The sequence below is a fragment of the Pseudomonas sp. RGB genome (assembly GCF_007713445.1).
GTDB lineage: Bacteria > Pseudomonadota > Gammaproteobacteria > Pseudomonadales > Pseudomonadaceae > Aquipseudomonas.
The window spans coordinates 79,781-93,195 of sequence record NZ_VMSH01000019.1; the positions used below are offsets into that span (position 1 = coordinate 79,781).

The 13,415-nt window shown below is 62.0% G+C and carries 13 protein-coding genes; 5 read left to right on the forward strand and 8 right to left on the reverse strand.

Annotated elements, in window-relative coordinates; translation table 11 throughout:
• Nucleotides 1-2: 2 nt before the first annotated feature.
• The gene (locus FPT15_RS29875) at nt 3-332 is read left to right on the forward strand and encodes a hypothetical protein (RefSeq protein ID WP_178119755.1); all 330 of its coding nucleotides are present in this window, start codon (nt 3-5) and stop codon (nt 330-332) included.
• Nucleotides 333-462: 130 nt separating this feature from the next.
• Here FPT15_RS29875 and FPT15_RS26740 read toward each other — a convergent pair whose 3' ends face one another.
• From FPT15_RS26740 to FPT15_RS26755, 4 genes are all read right to left on the reverse strand, one after another.
• Nucleotides 463-1,692, reverse strand: a complete 1,230-nt coding sequence (locus tag FPT15_RS26740) for a M20/M25/M40 family metallo-hydrolase (protein WP_145165810.1) — start codon at nt 1,690-1,692, stop codon at nt 463-465.
• A 49-nt stretch (nt 1,693-1,741) separates the two neighbouring features.
• The gene (locus FPT15_RS26745) at nt 1,742-2,800 is read right to left on the reverse strand and encodes a diguanylate cyclase (RefSeq protein ID WP_145165811.1); all 1,059 of its coding nucleotides are present in this window, start codon (nt 2,798-2,800) and stop codon (nt 1,742-1,744) included.
• A gap of 89 nt (nt 2,801-2,889) precedes the next feature.
• Nucleotides 2,890-3,522: a LysE family translocator gene (locus tag FPT15_RS26750; RefSeq protein ID WP_145165812.1), complete on the reverse strand. Its 633-nt coding sequence runs from the start codon at nt 3,520-3,522 to the stop codon at nt 2,890-2,892.
• Nucleotides 3,519-4,358, reverse strand: a complete 840-nt coding sequence (locus FPT15_RS26755) for a sugar phosphate isomerase/epimerase (protein ID WP_145165813.1) — start codon at nt 4,356-4,358, stop codon at nt 3,519-3,521. The genes FPT15_RS26750 and FPT15_RS26755 overlap by 4 nt, the downstream gene beginning before the upstream one ends.
• A 135-nt stretch (nt 4,359-4,493) precedes the next feature.
• Between FPT15_RS26755 and FPT15_RS26760 the strand changes: the two genes are divergently transcribed.
• On the forward strand, nt 4,494-5,906 hold the full coding sequence (locus tag FPT15_RS26760; RefSeq protein WP_145165814.1) for a PLP-dependent aminotransferase family protein: 1,413 nt from the start codon (nt 4,494-4,496) through the stop codon (nt 5,904-5,906).
• A gap of 167 nt (nt 5,907-6,073) precedes the next feature.
• On the opposite strand, the gene FPT15_RS26770 is transcribed toward FPT15_RS26760, so the two are convergent.
• From FPT15_RS26770 to FPT15_RS26785, 4 genes are read right to left on the reverse strand one after another with little or no spacing between them, the layout of a single operon-like run.
• A complete protein-coding gene (locus FPT15_RS26770) occupies nt 6,074-6,742 on the reverse strand; it encodes a methionine ABC transporter permease (RefSeq protein ID WP_145165815.1) in 669 nt (222 codons plus the stop codon).
• Nucleotides 6,739-7,485: a methionine ABC transporter ATP-binding protein gene (locus FPT15_RS26775; protein ID WP_145165816.1), complete on the reverse strand. Its 747-nt coding sequence runs from the start codon at nt 7,483-7,485 to the stop codon at nt 6,739-6,741. Before FPT15_RS26775 ends, FPT15_RS26770 begins: the two co-directional genes overlap by 4 nt.
• Complete coding sequence (locus FPT15_RS26780) at nt 7,482-8,276, reverse strand: MetQ/NlpA family ABC transporter substrate-binding protein (RefSeq protein ID WP_145165817.1); 795 nt, start codon at nt 8,274-8,276, stop codon at nt 7,482-7,484. The genes FPT15_RS26775 and FPT15_RS26780 overlap by 4 nt, the downstream gene beginning before the upstream one ends.
• Nucleotides 8,277-8,289: 13 nt before the next feature.
• Complete coding sequence (locus FPT15_RS26785; protein ID WP_145165818.1) at nt 8,290-9,321, reverse strand: isopenicillin N synthase family oxygenase; 1,032 nt, start codon at nt 9,319-9,321, stop codon at nt 8,290-8,292.
• A gap of 248 nt (nt 9,322-9,569) precedes the next feature.
• On the opposite strand from FPT15_RS26785, the gene FPT15_RS26790 reads away from it, so the two are divergent.
• The 3 genes from FPT15_RS26790 (at nt 9,570) to FPT15_RS26800 (ending at nt 12,869) form a co-directional block, all read left to right on the forward strand.
• Nucleotides 9,570-10,310, forward strand: a complete 741-nt coding sequence (locus FPT15_RS26790; RefSeq protein ID WP_145165819.1) for a response regulator — start codon at nt 9,570-9,572, stop codon at nt 10,308-10,310.
• Nucleotides 10,307-11,611 (forward strand): ATP-binding protein, encoded by a 1,305-nt coding sequence (locus FPT15_RS26795; protein ID WP_145165820.1) that lies wholly within the window; start codon nt 10,307-10,309, stop codon nt 11,609-11,611. Before FPT15_RS26790 ends, FPT15_RS26795 begins: the two co-directional genes overlap by 4 nt.
• Nucleotides 11,612-11,786: 175 nt before the next feature.
• Entirely contained in the window at nt 11,787-12,869 is a 1,083-nt protein-coding gene (locus tag FPT15_RS26800; RefSeq protein WP_145165821.1) for an LLM class flavin-dependent oxidoreductase, read from the forward strand.
• Nucleotides 12,870-13,415 lie beyond the last annotated feature (546 nt).

The following is a 13,415-nucleotide window of genomic DNA, read 5'->3' on the forward strand; positions in this document are numbered from 1 at the left end:
TTTTGATCGCCGCCACCCGCCAACACATTGGCCTTCTGGTACTGGCCGTGATGGATTCCGAGACGCGAGACGTCGAATCCGTTCTCAGCGATTTCAAACGCTGCCTCAATACCTACGAGCTCTGGGCCGAAAGCTACGTCAGCTTTTCGGCACTGGATGTCGATCAGGTATTCAAAGTCGGGAGCGAGCTTGCTCGCGTTGTGTTGCGCAGCGCAGCAGCAGCAGCAGCAGCAGCTCCAACAAGGGCGACGCGGTTCTACAGCCAGATCCGCGTCGCCAGTTTCGGGCCTGCTGCGCAGCCCAGCGCAGGGCAAGCCTGCTCGCCACAATAAGCCTTCTCATCACAATAAGCCTGCTCATCACAATAAGCCTGCTCATCACAATAAGCCGGTTCATCACAATAAACCTACTCACCCGATACCCAGGTTCACCCTCAAAAAATGAGTGAACCCGGCGCCCCGGTCACCGCTTCGAGAGCTCCATAATCATCCGGCTAAGCAAGTAAATTCGCGGCGCTACACTCTCCACTTCCGCATATTCCTCTGGGGTATGGATGTTGCCACCGACAATCCCGAACCCATCCAACGTCGGCGTGCCAACCCCGGCAGACAAGCTGGCATCCGCTGCCCCGCCGCTGCCTTCGATGGTCAACTTACGCCCCAACTCCCCGTAAATCCCTTGGGCGATTGCGACCAACTTGTCCGACTCCGGCGTCTGCGGCATTGGCGGTAAACCGCGCAGCAAACTGGTTTTGACTTCGGTGTCCGGAATTAACTTATTCGCCGAAACACGGGCCAGGTCCTTCTCGATCCGGTCGAACTCTTCCGGCAATGCCGCACGTACGTCCGCCTTGGCCGTCGCCTGGTCGGGGATGACGTTGACGCGGTCGCCGGCCTTGAGCACGGTGAAGTTGATGGTGGTTTTCTTCTCTTCGTCGCCCAGTTTGCCCAGTTGCAGGATCTGGTGCGCCGCCTCCATCGCGGCGTTGCGGCCCAGTTCCGGGGCGACGCCGGCGTGGGCGGCTTTGCCTTTGACTTCGACCACGGCGGTGGCGCTGCCTTTGCGCCATACCACCAGGCCGTCGGCTGGGCGGCCGGGCTCGAGGTTGAGGGTGACGTCGTGGCCTTTGGCGGTGGTGCGAATCAGTTCGGAGGCGGCGTCAGAGCCGGTTTCTTCGCTGGCGTCGAGCAGGAAGGTGATTTGTGCGTAGTCCTTGAAGCCCTGGTCTTTGAGCACCTTCAGCGCATAGATGCCAGCGACGATGCCGCCTTTGTCATCCATCACACCGGGGCCATAGGCGCGGCCGTCCTTGATGTGGAACGGGCGTTCGGCGGCCGAGCCTTCCTTGAATACCGTGTCCATGTGGGCCATCAGCAAAATCTTGGCTTTGCCGGTGCCTTTGAGGGTGGCGATCACATGACTGTTGTTGGCGGCTTTGTCCGGCACCAGCTCGATGTTGAAACCAAGCTGCTTCAATTCTTCTACGGCGATGTCGCGCACTCGGGTCAGGCCGGGCTCGTAGCCGGAGCCCGAATCGATATTCACCAGTCGCTCGAGCAGTTTCAGGGCGGGGGCCTTGTACTGTTCGGCGCCGGCCTGGATCTGTTTATGGGGTTCGGCGCTGTAGACCGGCGCAGCGAAGGACAAGGCCAGGGTCGCGGCCAGGAGGGTACGGGAGAAGGTGAAGAGCATGGACCGATCCTTGATTTTTTGTTGAGAGGTGCGCCGCCACCCTACCCCACTAGACCGATCGCAACCAACTCCCTTGCACTGAACTCACACGGTTGCGCCCGCTGCTCTTGGCTTCATACAACGCCTGGTCGGCGTCGTTGAGCCAACTGGTCGAATCCGCATGCGCAGGTTGATACGGCGCCAGGCCAATGCTCAAGCTGGCGCGCAGAGTCGGGTCTTGGGTGTACGCCAGGGCGTTGAAGCGATCGCGCAAGGCGTCCATCACTTCAGTCGCGCGGTGCAGGGGCATGTCCGGCAGGATCACGCAGAACTCATCGCCGCCATAGCGCCCGGCAAGGTCGGCGGTGCGCAGGTTCTGTCGCAGCACTTTGCTCAGTTGGCGCAGCACGATATCGCCGGTAACGTGGCCGTAGGTGTCATTGATAGTCTTGAAATGGTCGATGTCGATCAGCGCAATGGCCGCGCCCACCTGCTCTGTGCGGCAGCGTTGAAACTCGATCTCCAGGTGGTCCTTCCAGGCACCGTGGTTTAGCAGGCCGGACAGGCTGTCGGTGCGGCTCAGCGCCAGCAACTCGCGTTTGTGCCGGGCGAGGGTCACGGCCTGGCGATAGCAGATCCAGCCCAGGGCCAGCGGGTACACCATCAGAATCGGCAAGCAGGCGTAAAGCTGGGTTTCAGTGGTGACGGCGATGAACGCCGGGGCGAACACCAGCAACGACGCGCCGACACCCAAGGCCTGCGCCACCCAGCCCGCCAGCATAAAGCGCGGCCCGCCAATGGCGACGTTGTTCATGGTCATCATCGACAGCGTGGTGACACTGGGCAGCGGGTTGAAGTGCATGGCACCGACCCAGAACCCGCCGCAAAAGGAATCAAACAGCAGGTTACGGCGCTCACTGCGCAGTGAGTTGCTGGCGCGGCGCGACCACAGATAGGCCATGTGCGGCCAGACAAAGGCGTTGATCAGCATCCACGCCCAGACCCACAGCGGGGGATGCAGGGGAAACATGCCAAACACCACGCACACAAAGCCGAGCGTCAGCCCCAGCGTGCGCGACTTATACAACCGTGAAGCGAGCGGAAGTCCATTTCCTCCGGCGGTTGACATGGCTTGATGTGATCCTGGATGAATGCCTGGAGTCTATCAGGGCGACGTCAAATCGCCACTACCGCTCATAAGCCTGCGGGTAGCGCCCCTCAGTGCGAAAAACCGCGCGCCAGCATCAGCGCCACACCCAGCAACAGCACTGCCGTGACCCGTTGCAGCAACACCCGTCGCTTGGGGTTTTCCAGCACGTGCTTGATGCGCTGGCCGAAATAGCAATACAGGCAGCCGCTGGCAAACTGCAACGACAAAAAGGTAAGCCCGAGGATGGCGATATCTGCCGCGCGGCTGTGCCCTCCCGCCCCGGCAAACTGTGGGAACACGGCGCTGAACATGATGAGGGTCTTGGGGTTGGAAAACCCGGTCAGCAAGCCCTTGCCGAACAGGCTGCGCGCGCCCTGCGCGGCAGCGTCCCGGTTGATCGATACGCCGCTGCTGGTCCACTGTTTGTAGGCCAGGTAGAGGATGTAGGCCACACCCACCAACTGGAGGGTCTGGGTGATGGCAAGGTTGCCCTTGATCAACTCCGAAAAGCCCACGGCAAAGATCAGGATCGAGATCAGGTACGCCACACTGGCGCCGATCTGCGCCGGGATCGAGCTGCGCAGGCCGTCCTTCAAACCCAGGCTCAACAGCAGCAGGGTCATCGGGCCGGGGCTGAAGGTCATGGTGGCGCAAAACAGCAGAAAGTAGAGAAACGAAGAAAGCGTCAACGTACTTGTCATGAGCCCAAACCCGGATTGGAAGAAACAACGGCAAAGGCGCGCGCCAACTCGGCCAGGGCGGCCTGCGCACTGTGGTGACAGGTTTCAAAGGCCACCAGGCCTTTCCAGTTCGTCTCGACGATAGCCTGCAGCACTTCGGCGTACGCGCAGTTGTCGGCGTGGTGCCCCTCCTTGTGGTTGCTGAAGGAAATGCCCTTGATCAGCGCGGGGTACTTGCGCACCACTTGCGCGGGCAAGCCGCTGTCGAGGCGGGCGTGGCCGGCGTCAAGGAAGCAGTACACATTGCTGTGCGCTTGCAGGTGCTCGAACACAAAGGCGAATTGCGCTTCGTGGGTGAAAATCCGGTAGTTGACGTAGTTGGACAGACTCTCCAGGTAGATATCCGTCCCCTTGGCCTCGGCATACTGCGCCAGCTCCTTGACCGATTTGAGGTAATGCTCCAGGGCAATGTCCTTGGCCTCCAGCACTCTCTGCGGCCCGACGATGCAGCCGCCGTGGATGATCAACGGCGCGCCCAGACGGCTGGCAACATCAACCTCTCTTTCCACGTATTCCACTGCCGCCGCACGAAAAGCTCCGACATCGCTGCCCAGCGGCGCCTTGAAGTTACTGTGAAATATCGGCTGAACACCGCTGGCCGCGATCTTTTCCTGCAGGCGGGCGATGCGCGCATCAGTCCAGTCCTCGACCCTTTCACCTAACAGGCTGGCGTCGATGTACCAGTGGCTGTAGCCCCCTTCAATGGCGCTTTGCAGGCCCTTTTCGGCCCCCAGGTATTTATGCTGGGCCACCCCCAGGCAGAACGGCGCGCCGGGGTTGATCAGTTGGCTTTCCATCACGTAATCCCTGTCATTGATGGCCCGCAGTCTAGAGAGGCAGCCTTGCACAGGGCAGGTAAAGTGAGGCCTAATCAGGCCGAACTTTACCGGTACAATGGCCGGTAAAATCACCGGCAAATACCAGGAAGGTTTATGTTTGTATCCGCCATCGCCTTTGTTGACGGCACACCCAAGGTTCAGCAGATTGTCGACGCGTTCAGCCACGCCATCGAGCACGGTGAATGGGCGCCGGGCAGCAAATTGCCGTCGGTGCGTGAATTGACCCAGACCCTGGGCGTGAGCAAATTCACCCTCAATGAAGCACTGGACCGCCTGCGCGGGCGCAACCTGCTGACCTCCAGCCAGGGTCGTGGCTACTTTGTGGCGATGGACAGCGCCCGCCCCACCGCGATGACCTGGGTCGACCTGTTACCCCAAGACCTGCTCAGCGTGTTGCGCCGCCCCTTGGTCACCGCCGGCGGCGAGCTGCGCCCCGGCAGCGGGCACTTGCCGGAGGACTGGCTGAACAACGACGCTATCCGCCAAGCCCTGCGCAGCGTAGTGCGCGCGCCGTCGTTGCGCATCGCCGGGCTGGGCGCGCCGGCCGGGCTGTTGCCGCTGCGCCAGGCGCTGCAACAAAAACTGCACAGCGAAGGCCTGTCAGTGCCGGTGGAACAAATCATCACCACGCCCAACACCGTGCAAGGCCTGGACATGCTCATGCGCCTGCTCGCACGCCCCGGCGACACCGTGCTGCTGGACGCGCCGTGCTACTTCAACTTCCACGCCAACCTGGCCTTGCACGGCGTCAAAGTGGTGACCCTCGAGCGCCGCCCCGACGGCTTTGACTTCGCTGCCCTTGAGGCGCTGCTGGCCGAACACCGCCCCAGTCTGTACCTGACCACCAGCGTGCTGCATAACCCCACCGGCCACTCCTTCAGCCCCAGCCAGGCGTTTCGCCTGCTGCAACTGACTCAGCACTACCACTGCCATATCGTCGAGGATGACCTCTACGGCGACCTGCACCCCAACCCGCCACCGCGCCTGGCCGCTCTCGCCGGGCTGGACCAGGTCACGTACCTGTCAGGTTTCTCCAAGATCCTCAGCGCCAACACCCGCGTCAGCTATGTGGTGGCCGCACCGCAACTGGCGGCGAACCTGACCAACATGAAGTTGATGAGCGGCGGCGTGACCTCAGAGCTGTTCGAACAGCTGGTCTATCGCATGCTCAGCGAAGGCAGCTACGCCAAGCACCGCAAGCGCATGGTGCAACGGTTGACGGAGTGCGGCGGGCGCGTCGAGCAATGGCTCAAGCGTTGCGGGTGCGAGCTGCCGATGGCGTACGAGGGCGGGATGTTTATCTGGGCGCGGCTGCCGCAGGGAGTGAACGGCGAACTGCTGGCCCAGCAAGCGTTGAAACACAGCATGGTTCTGGCGCCGGGCGCCTTGTTCGGTTACGACCCGGCGCACCTCAATTCGATGCGTTTTAATGTCGCCCACAGTGATGAACCACGCGTGCAGCAGCTATTCGAGACGCTGCTGCTCAAGGCCGTGCGCGCCCCTTGAGCAAGCCGTGGTTGACTTGCCGGTGCCAGTCTCGCCATTGATCAACACCGGCGCTTCGCTGGGGCCGACGCGTTTCAAATAATCGAGCCGTTGCAATGAGCGCGGCTCGGAAAACATCAGGGCCATGTTACGGATCGACCGCAGGTCTTTTTCGCCCTGGGGCAAAGTCAGGATCGGCGGTGCGCCAGCGACCTCACACAGCGATCCCCCAGGCTTTGCACGCCCTGCACCAGCACCACCAGAACGATGACCGTGACCACCATGATCTGGTTGTTGAAACGCTGATAACCATAACGAATCGCCAGGTCGCCCAGCCCGCCGCCACCGATCACACCAGCCATGGAGGAAAAGCCGATCAGCATCACCAGCGTCAGCGTCACCCCGGCCACCAGCGCGGGCAAGGCTTCCGGCAGCAGCACTTTGAGGATCACATGACGCACGTCACCGCCCATGGCAACGATGGCTTCTATGCGCCCCTTGTCCACTTCATCCAGGGCGGTCTCGACAATGCGCGCAAAAAATGGAAAAGCGCCAATCGTAATGGGCACCACGGCCGCCGTACTGCCCAGCGTGGTGCCGACGATCAGGCGCGTCAGTGGGATCAACGCGATCAGCATCACCACAAACGGCAATGACCGTCCCAGGTTGATCACGGCGCCCAACGCCCGGTTGAGCCGTGGCAAAGGCAACAAGCCGCCGCGTCGGCTGATAAACAGCACCACGCCCAGCGGCAAGCCGATCAACAGCGTGAACATGCCCGCCAGCAGCACCATGTACAGGGTTTCGCCGGTGGCGTTGAGCAGCAGTTGAACAATCTCGCTCCAGTCGGTTTTCATACGGCCCTCACCACCGGCAGGCTTGGCGCCAGCGAACGGCCCAGGTGCGATGCCGGGTCGGCTTGCAATTGCAGCAGCGTGCCGCTTTCCACCACACGTCCATCGGCCAGCGACACCGCGCTGTCGCAGATGGCCTTGACCACCTCGAGTTCATGGGTGATCAACACGATGGTCACGCCCAACTGCCGGTTGATGTCGCGCAACAACTCAAGAATCGACGCGGTGGTTTGCGGGTCAAGCGCGCTGGTGGCCTCATCCGACAACAGATACGCCGGACGCGCCGCCAATGCACGGGCAATGCCCACGCGTTGTTTCTGCCCGCCGGAGAGCTGCGAAGGAAACGCCTCAGCCTTGTCACTCAAGCCCACCAACGCCAGCAACTCGGCCACCCGCGCCGCGCGCTCAACCTTGGGCACCTTGGCGATTTCCAGCGGCACCGCGACGTTGCCCGCCACCGTGCGTGAATGCAGCAGGTTGAAGCCCTGGAAGATCATGCCGATGCGCTGGCGTTGCTCGCGCAGTTGCTTGTCGCTCAGTTGGGTCAGGTCCTGGCCGTCCAAAAGGATGCGCCCGGAGGTGGGCCGCTCCAGCAGGTTAAGGCAGCGCAGCAAGGTACTTTTACCCGCCCCGCTGCGGCCGACAATGCCAAAAATCGACCCGTCGCTTATCCGCAAGGACACGTTATCCAGGGCCGCCGGCTGGCCGTCGGCGTAGGTTTTGCTGACGCCCTCGACGACGATCATTCGGCCGCCACCGGAATCACCGAGCCCGCGTATTTTTCGCTGATGAACTTGGCCACTTCCGGCGAGCGCAGGTCCTTGGCCAGTTGCTTGATGCGCGGGTCATCCGCGAGTTTTGGTGTGGTCACCAGGATATTCGCGTAAGGGTTGCCCTCGGCTTTCTCCAGGCCCAAGGCGTCTTTGGCCGGCACCAACCCGGCTTCCAGGGCAAAGTTGCCATTGATCACCGCCAGGTCCACATCGTCCAGCGCGCGCGGAATTTGCGGCGACTCGATCTCCAGAATCTTCAGGTGCTTGGGGTTCTCGGCGATGTCCTTGGGCGTGGCCTGCTCCCTGGACGCGTCATTGAAACCCGGCTTGAGCGTGATCAGGCCATTGGCTTGCAACAGGTACAGCGCGCGGCTGAGGTTGGTGACGTTGTTCGGCACCGCCACCGTGCCTTTGTCCGGCACCTGGGCGAAGCCGGTATGGCGATGGGAGTAAATGCCCAACGGTTCGATATGCACCGTAGCAGCCACCGCGAACTTCTGCCCGAGCGCCTGCTCCTGAGCGTTGAGAAACGGCAGGTGCTGGAAGTAATTGGCGTCGACATCACCATGGGCCAGCAACTCGTTGGAGTTCACGCCGCTGGGGATCTCGATGATCTTCAAGTTCAGGCTCGGGTCGAGCTTCTGCACGTATTCGAGGATCTGTGCATGGGGAATCGGGTCGGCGGCGACGCGCAACGCATCGGCGGCCGACACGCTCAATGAGGCCAGCAACGCCGCCAGGGTAAGTGCAGATGTCTTCAGCATGGTGATCTCCTGATCAGGCGGACAGTGCGTGGGGAAGTGTGGCGTCGGCATAGAAACGTTGGGCGACATCCGGGTGCGAGCGCAGACGGCCCTTGAGGTAATTCCAGCCGACATCGCGCAGCAACGGGTTGCGCGGGTCGCTGGTCGGCCCGTGGGCATCGCGCAGCAGTTCGGGTGCCAAGTCATACACCGGCACCACCGCATCCAGCTGCGCACCGAGAAAAAACGCCAGGGACAAACGCTCGCTGCCCACCGGCGGCGACACCACGCGGTGCACGGTGGCGCGCAAGTAACCGTTGCTGGCCAACTCGAGCAGTTCGCCGATGTTCACCACCAGTGTGTCGGGGCGCGGCGACGCGTCGATCCAGCGGCCCTCCTCCACCTCCACCTGCAAACCGGCCTGCTCGTCCTGCAGCAGAAAGCTCAAAAAGCCGGAGTCCTTGTGTGCGCCCACGCCCTGGCGACTTTGTTGCGCGTGGCGGCCGGGGTAGCGGATCAGTTTGATGTGTTCGTTGGGTTGGTCACCGTACAGTGCGTCAAAGGCCTGCTCGGGCAACGACAAGGCCTGGGCAAAGGCACGTAGCAAGCGCAACGCCATCTGCGCCATTGCCTGCTGCCAGGCCAAAACCAACGGCTTGAGTTCGGGCAAGGCGGCTGGCCATTGGTTCGGGCCTTGCAGACGGGCCCACGCGGCCGGGTGTTGATCCGCGTTCAGTGGCTCGCGTTCGGCGCCGACATCAAACTGCTCACGCAGGTCTGGCTGGCCGCGGGTGATCTCCGACGCGGCGCGGTTGTAGCCGCGAAAGTGCGGCGAGTTGAGCATACCGACCGCCAGTTTGTCGGCCTCGGGCAAGGCAAAAAATGCGCGCGCCTGCTGCTGCACCTGAGCCAGCAGCGCCGGGTCGATGCCGTGGCCGGTCAGGTAGAAAAAGCCGATCTGCCGCGCGGCAGCGCGCAACGCATCGAGAAATTCGCCGCGTTGCTGAGGCGTGCCGTCAAGCTGCGACAGATCCAGCAGCGGCAAGGTGGTGACTGATTGCAGCATCGGCGGCTCACTCCATAAGCGTCTTGGGTTGGAGCAACCAAGCTAAACGATCTTAAAAAACCTTAATAAATACCTTTTTAGCATTAGCTTAGGCACGCAGGTGAACGACGCCGGACGCTGGCCTGTCGGTTTTTTTGCCTCGCTGTGTATCTCGTTATCGCCAGATACACTGCAATACAAAGGGCACAAGGCAAACCCTGCGGCGATGGCTAGACTGCGGCCCATGAGCATTTAACGAGGAACGCAGCATGGACCATGTCGACCATATCCTGATCGTCGATGACGACCGCGAGATCCGCGAGCTGGTGGGCAATTACCTGAAGAAAAACGGCATGCGCACCACAGTGGTCGCCGATGGCCGCCGGATGCGCAGTTTCCTCGACACCACCCCGGTTGACCTGATCGTGCTGGACATCATGATGCCCGGCGACGACGGTTTGCAGCTGTGCCGCGAGTTGCGGGTGGGCAAGCACAAAGCCACGCCGGTGCTGATGCTCACCGCGCGCAACGATGAAACCGACCGCATCATCGGCCTGGAAATGGGCGCCGATGATTACCTGGTCAAACCCTTCGCCGCCCGCGAACTGCTGGCGCGGATCAACGCCGTGTTGCGGCGCACGCGCATGCTGCCGCCGAACCTGGTGGTGAGTGAAACCGGGCGGCTGATTCGTTTTGGCCGTTGGCGCCTGGACACCACCGCCCGCCACCTGCTCGACGAAGACGACACGCTGGTGGCCTTGAGCGGCGCCGAGTATCGCCTGCTGCGGGTATTTCTCGACCATCCCCAGCGCGTACTCAACCGCGACCAATTGCTCAACCTGACCCAGGGCCGCGACGCGGATCTGTTTGACCGCTCCATCGACCTGCTGGTCAGCCGCCTGCGCCAACGCCTGTTGGATGACGCACGTGAACCGGCGTATATCAAGACCGTGCGCAGCGAGGGGTATGTGTTTTCCCTGGCGGTGGAAATCCTTGGAGCCACGCGATGAAATGGCGCTTGGGTTGGCCGCGCACGCTGGCGTCGCAGTTGTCGCTGATCTTCCTGATCAGCCTGGTGTGCGCCCATGGGTTGTCGTTCAGCGCGCAGTTCTACGAGCGCTATATCAGCGCGCGCACCGCGATGCTCGGCAACCTGGAGAACGACGTGTCGACCTCGGTGGCAATCCTCGACCGCCTGCCGGCTAACGAGCGCGCCAGTTGGCTGCCGCGTATCGACCGCCAGAACTACCATTACCTGCTCAATGCCGGCGAGACCGGTGAGCCGATGAGCAGTGACGACATGCCGATGGCCGCCACCTCGATTGCGGATGCGCTGGGCGAGCAATACGCGCTGACCTTTCGCACCATTCCCGGCCTGCAGAAGCACTTCCAGGCGCACCTGACCCTGGCCGACGGCAACCCGATCACCCTCGATGTACGCCCGGCCGCCCTGCCCGTGGCCTATTGGTTGCCGGTGGTGCTGATCCTGCAATTGGCGTTGTTGCTCGGCTGCACCTGGTTGGCCGTGCGCCTGGCGATTCGCCCGCTGACGCGCCTGGCCCGCGCGGTGGAAACCCTCGACCCGAACGCTCATCCGACGCCGCTGGACGAACACGGCCCGACCGAAGTGGCCCACGCAGCGGCAGCGTTCAACCAGATGCAACAACGCATCGCCGAATACCTCAAGGAACGCATGCAGATCCTTGCGGCGATTTCCCACGACCTGCAAACGCCGATTACCCGCATGAAACTGCGCGCCGAGTTCATGGAAGATTCTGCCGACCGCGACAAGCTCTGGAGTGACCTGGGGGAAATGGAACACCTGGTGCGCGAAGGCGTGGCCTACGCGCGCAGCGTGCACGGCGCTACCGAAGCCCGTCATCGCATCAACCTCGACGCGTTTCTGGACAGCCTGGTGTTTGATTATCAAGACATGCACAAGCAGGTCAGCATCACCGGTAAAAGTGCACTGGTGCTCGACACCCGCCCTCACGCCTTGCGGCGAGTGTTGGTAAACCTGCTGGACAACGCGCTGAAATTCGCCGGCAGCGCAGAACTGGCAGTCGGCTCGACGCCAACCGGGCAGCTGTCGATCAGCGTATTGGACCGCGGACCGGGGATTGCCGAGGACGAACTGGTGCACGTCATGCAGCCGTTTTATCGGGTAGAAAGCTCACGCAATCGCGGCACCGGCGGCACCGGGTTGGGCCTGGCGATTGCGCAGCAACTGGTGGTGGCGATCGGTGGCTCGCTGACCTTGAGCAATCGCGCGGGCGGTGGGCTGTGTGCGCAGATTCGTCTGAGCCTGTAGCCCAACTCTTAATGCACGTTACTAATAAATAAACCGAGCAATAATTCAATATTTTAATACTTAGGTTAGAACCAACAGGCATTTTACAGACCCGACTCCCGCCCTTACTTTTGAGCCGAGTGACCGACCCCACGCCCGGAGGAGGTGTTGATCCCGTACCTGACAAGGACTGACCATGAGCATTGAATTCATCGGCTATATCGGCGGCCATCACGCCTCTGAGATCCACCCGCGCAGCGGCCCGACCCTGCAACCGGACTACGTCGAAACCGTGGCCCGCGCCCACGAAGAGGCCGGCTTCGACCGCGCCCTGGTGGCCTTCCATTCCAACAGCCCGGACAGCACGCTGATCGCCGCGCATGCCGCCAGCGTGACCCAAAAGCTGCAGTTCCTGATCGCGCACCGCCCCGGTTTCGCCCAGCCCACGCTGGCTGCGCGCCAGTTCAGCACCCTGGATGTTTTCAACGGCGGGCGCACCGCCGTGCACATCATCACGGGTGGCGATGACCGCGAACTGCGCGCCGATGGCAGCCACATCGGCAAGGACGAACGCTACGCGCGCACCGACGAGTACCTCAGCGTGGTGCGCCAGGAATGGACCAGCGAGCAGCCCTTCGATTTCGCGGGTACGTACTACCAGGTGCAAGGCGCGCACTCGACGGTGAAGTCGCCCCAGCAGCCGCACATTCCGCTGTATTTCGGCGGCTCTTCCGCGGCAGCGATTGCGGTGGCGGGCAAACATGCCGACGTGTATGCGCTGTGGGGTGAAACCTATGAGCAAGTGCGCGAAGTGGTAACTCAGGTGCGCGCCGAAGCGGCCAAGCATGGCCGCACGATCCGCTTCAGTTTGTCGTTGCGCCCGATCCTCGCCGAGACCGAAGAACTGGCGTGGGCGCGTGCCGAGACAATCTTGCAACAGGCCACGGCGCTGGCTGAAAAGAACGGATTCGTGCGACGGGAACCACCGAACGAAGGCTCACGCCGCTTACTGGCAGCAGCGGCGCAAGGCCCGCGGCTGGACAAGCGGTTGTGGACCGGGATTGCCGGGCTGCTTGGTGCCCAAGGTAACTCCACCTCACTAGTGGGCACCGCAGAACAAGTCGCTGAAGCGTTGTTGGATTACTACGACCTGGGGATTACCACCTTCCTGATTCGCGGCTTCGACCCGCTCAATGATGCAATCGACTACGGCAAGCGCTTGATTCCACTCACCCGCCAATTGGTCGCAGAGCGCGAGCAGGCCAAGCAGGTCGCGTAAACACAGCCCCACAGAAAAGCGAAGCACTGCGGTTCTGGCAGTTAAACTCGGTCAACTTGTGGGAGCGGGCTTGCTCGCGAAAGCGGTGTGCCAGTGACACATGAGCTGCCTGAACCACCGCATTCGCGAGCAAGCCCGCTCCCACATTTGGATCTCTTTGCGTCAGGTAGACGGGTGTCCTTTGTACTCGGTCAAAGGTGGGAGCGGGCTTGCCCGCGAAGGTGGTGTGCCAGTGACACATGAGCTGACTGAACCACCGCCTTCGCGGGCGAGCCCGCTCCCACATTTGGATCTCTGTGCGTCAGGTAGATGGGTGTCGTTTGTACTCGGTCAAAGATGGGAGCTGGCTTGCCTGCGATGGCATCTACTGGGTGTTACTGATACACCGAGGTGCCTGCATCGCAGGCAAGCCAGCTCCCACAGAAAGGCAAAGCCGTGCGGTGCTGGCGGCTGCACTCGGTCAAATTGTGGGAGCGGGCTTGCTCGCGAAAGCGGTGTGCCAGTGACACATGAGCTGACTGAACCACCGCATTCGCGGGCAAGCCC

Bases quoted from the DNA above. Each gene is read 5' to 3' on its own strand.
- FPT15_RS26740 (WP_145165810.1), bottom strand. From the start codon at position 1,692: ATGCTCTTCACCTTCTCCCGTACCCTCCTGGCCGCGACCCTGGCCTTG.
- FPT15_RS26745 (WP_145165811.1), bottom strand. From the start codon at position 2,800: ATGTCAACCGCCGGAGGAAATGGACTTCCGCTCGCTTCACGGTTGTAT.
- FPT15_RS26750 (WP_145165812.1), bottom strand. From the start codon at position 3,522: ATGACAAGTACGTTGACGCTTTCTTCGTTTCTCTACTTTCTGCTGTTT.
- FPT15_RS26755 (WP_145165813.1), bottom strand. From the start codon at position 4,358: ATGGAAAGCCAACTGATCAACCCCGGCGCGCCGTTCTGCCTGGGGGTG.
- FPT15_RS26760 (WP_145165814.1), top strand. From the start codon at position 4,494: ATGTTTGTATCCGCCATCGCCTTTGTTGACGGCACACCCAAGGTTCAG.
- FPT15_RS26770 (WP_145165815.1), bottom strand. From the start codon at position 6,742: ATGAAAACCGACTGGAGCGAGATTGTTCAACTGCTGCTCAACGCCACC.
- FPT15_RS26775 (WP_145165816.1), bottom strand. From the start codon at position 7,485: ATGATCGTCGTCGAGGGCGTCAGCAAAACCTACGCCGACGGCCAGCCG.
- FPT15_RS26780 (WP_145165817.1), bottom strand. From the start codon at position 8,276: ATGCTGAAGACATCTGCACTTACCCTGGCGGCGTTGCTGGCCTCATTG.
- FPT15_RS26785 (WP_145165818.1), bottom strand. From the start codon at position 9,321: ATGCTGCAATCAGTCACCACCTTGCCGCTGCTGGATCTGTCGCAGCTT.
- FPT15_RS26790 (WP_145165819.1), top strand. From the start codon at position 9,570: ATGGACCATGTCGACCATATCCTGATCGTCGATGACGACCGCGAGATC.
- FPT15_RS26795 (WP_145165820.1), top strand. From the start codon at position 10,307: ATGAAATGGCGCTTGGGTTGGCCGCGCACGCTGGCGTCGCAGTTGTCG.
- FPT15_RS26800 (WP_145165821.1), top strand. From the start codon at position 11,787: ATGAGCATTGAATTCATCGGCTATATCGGCGGCCATCACGCCTCTGAG.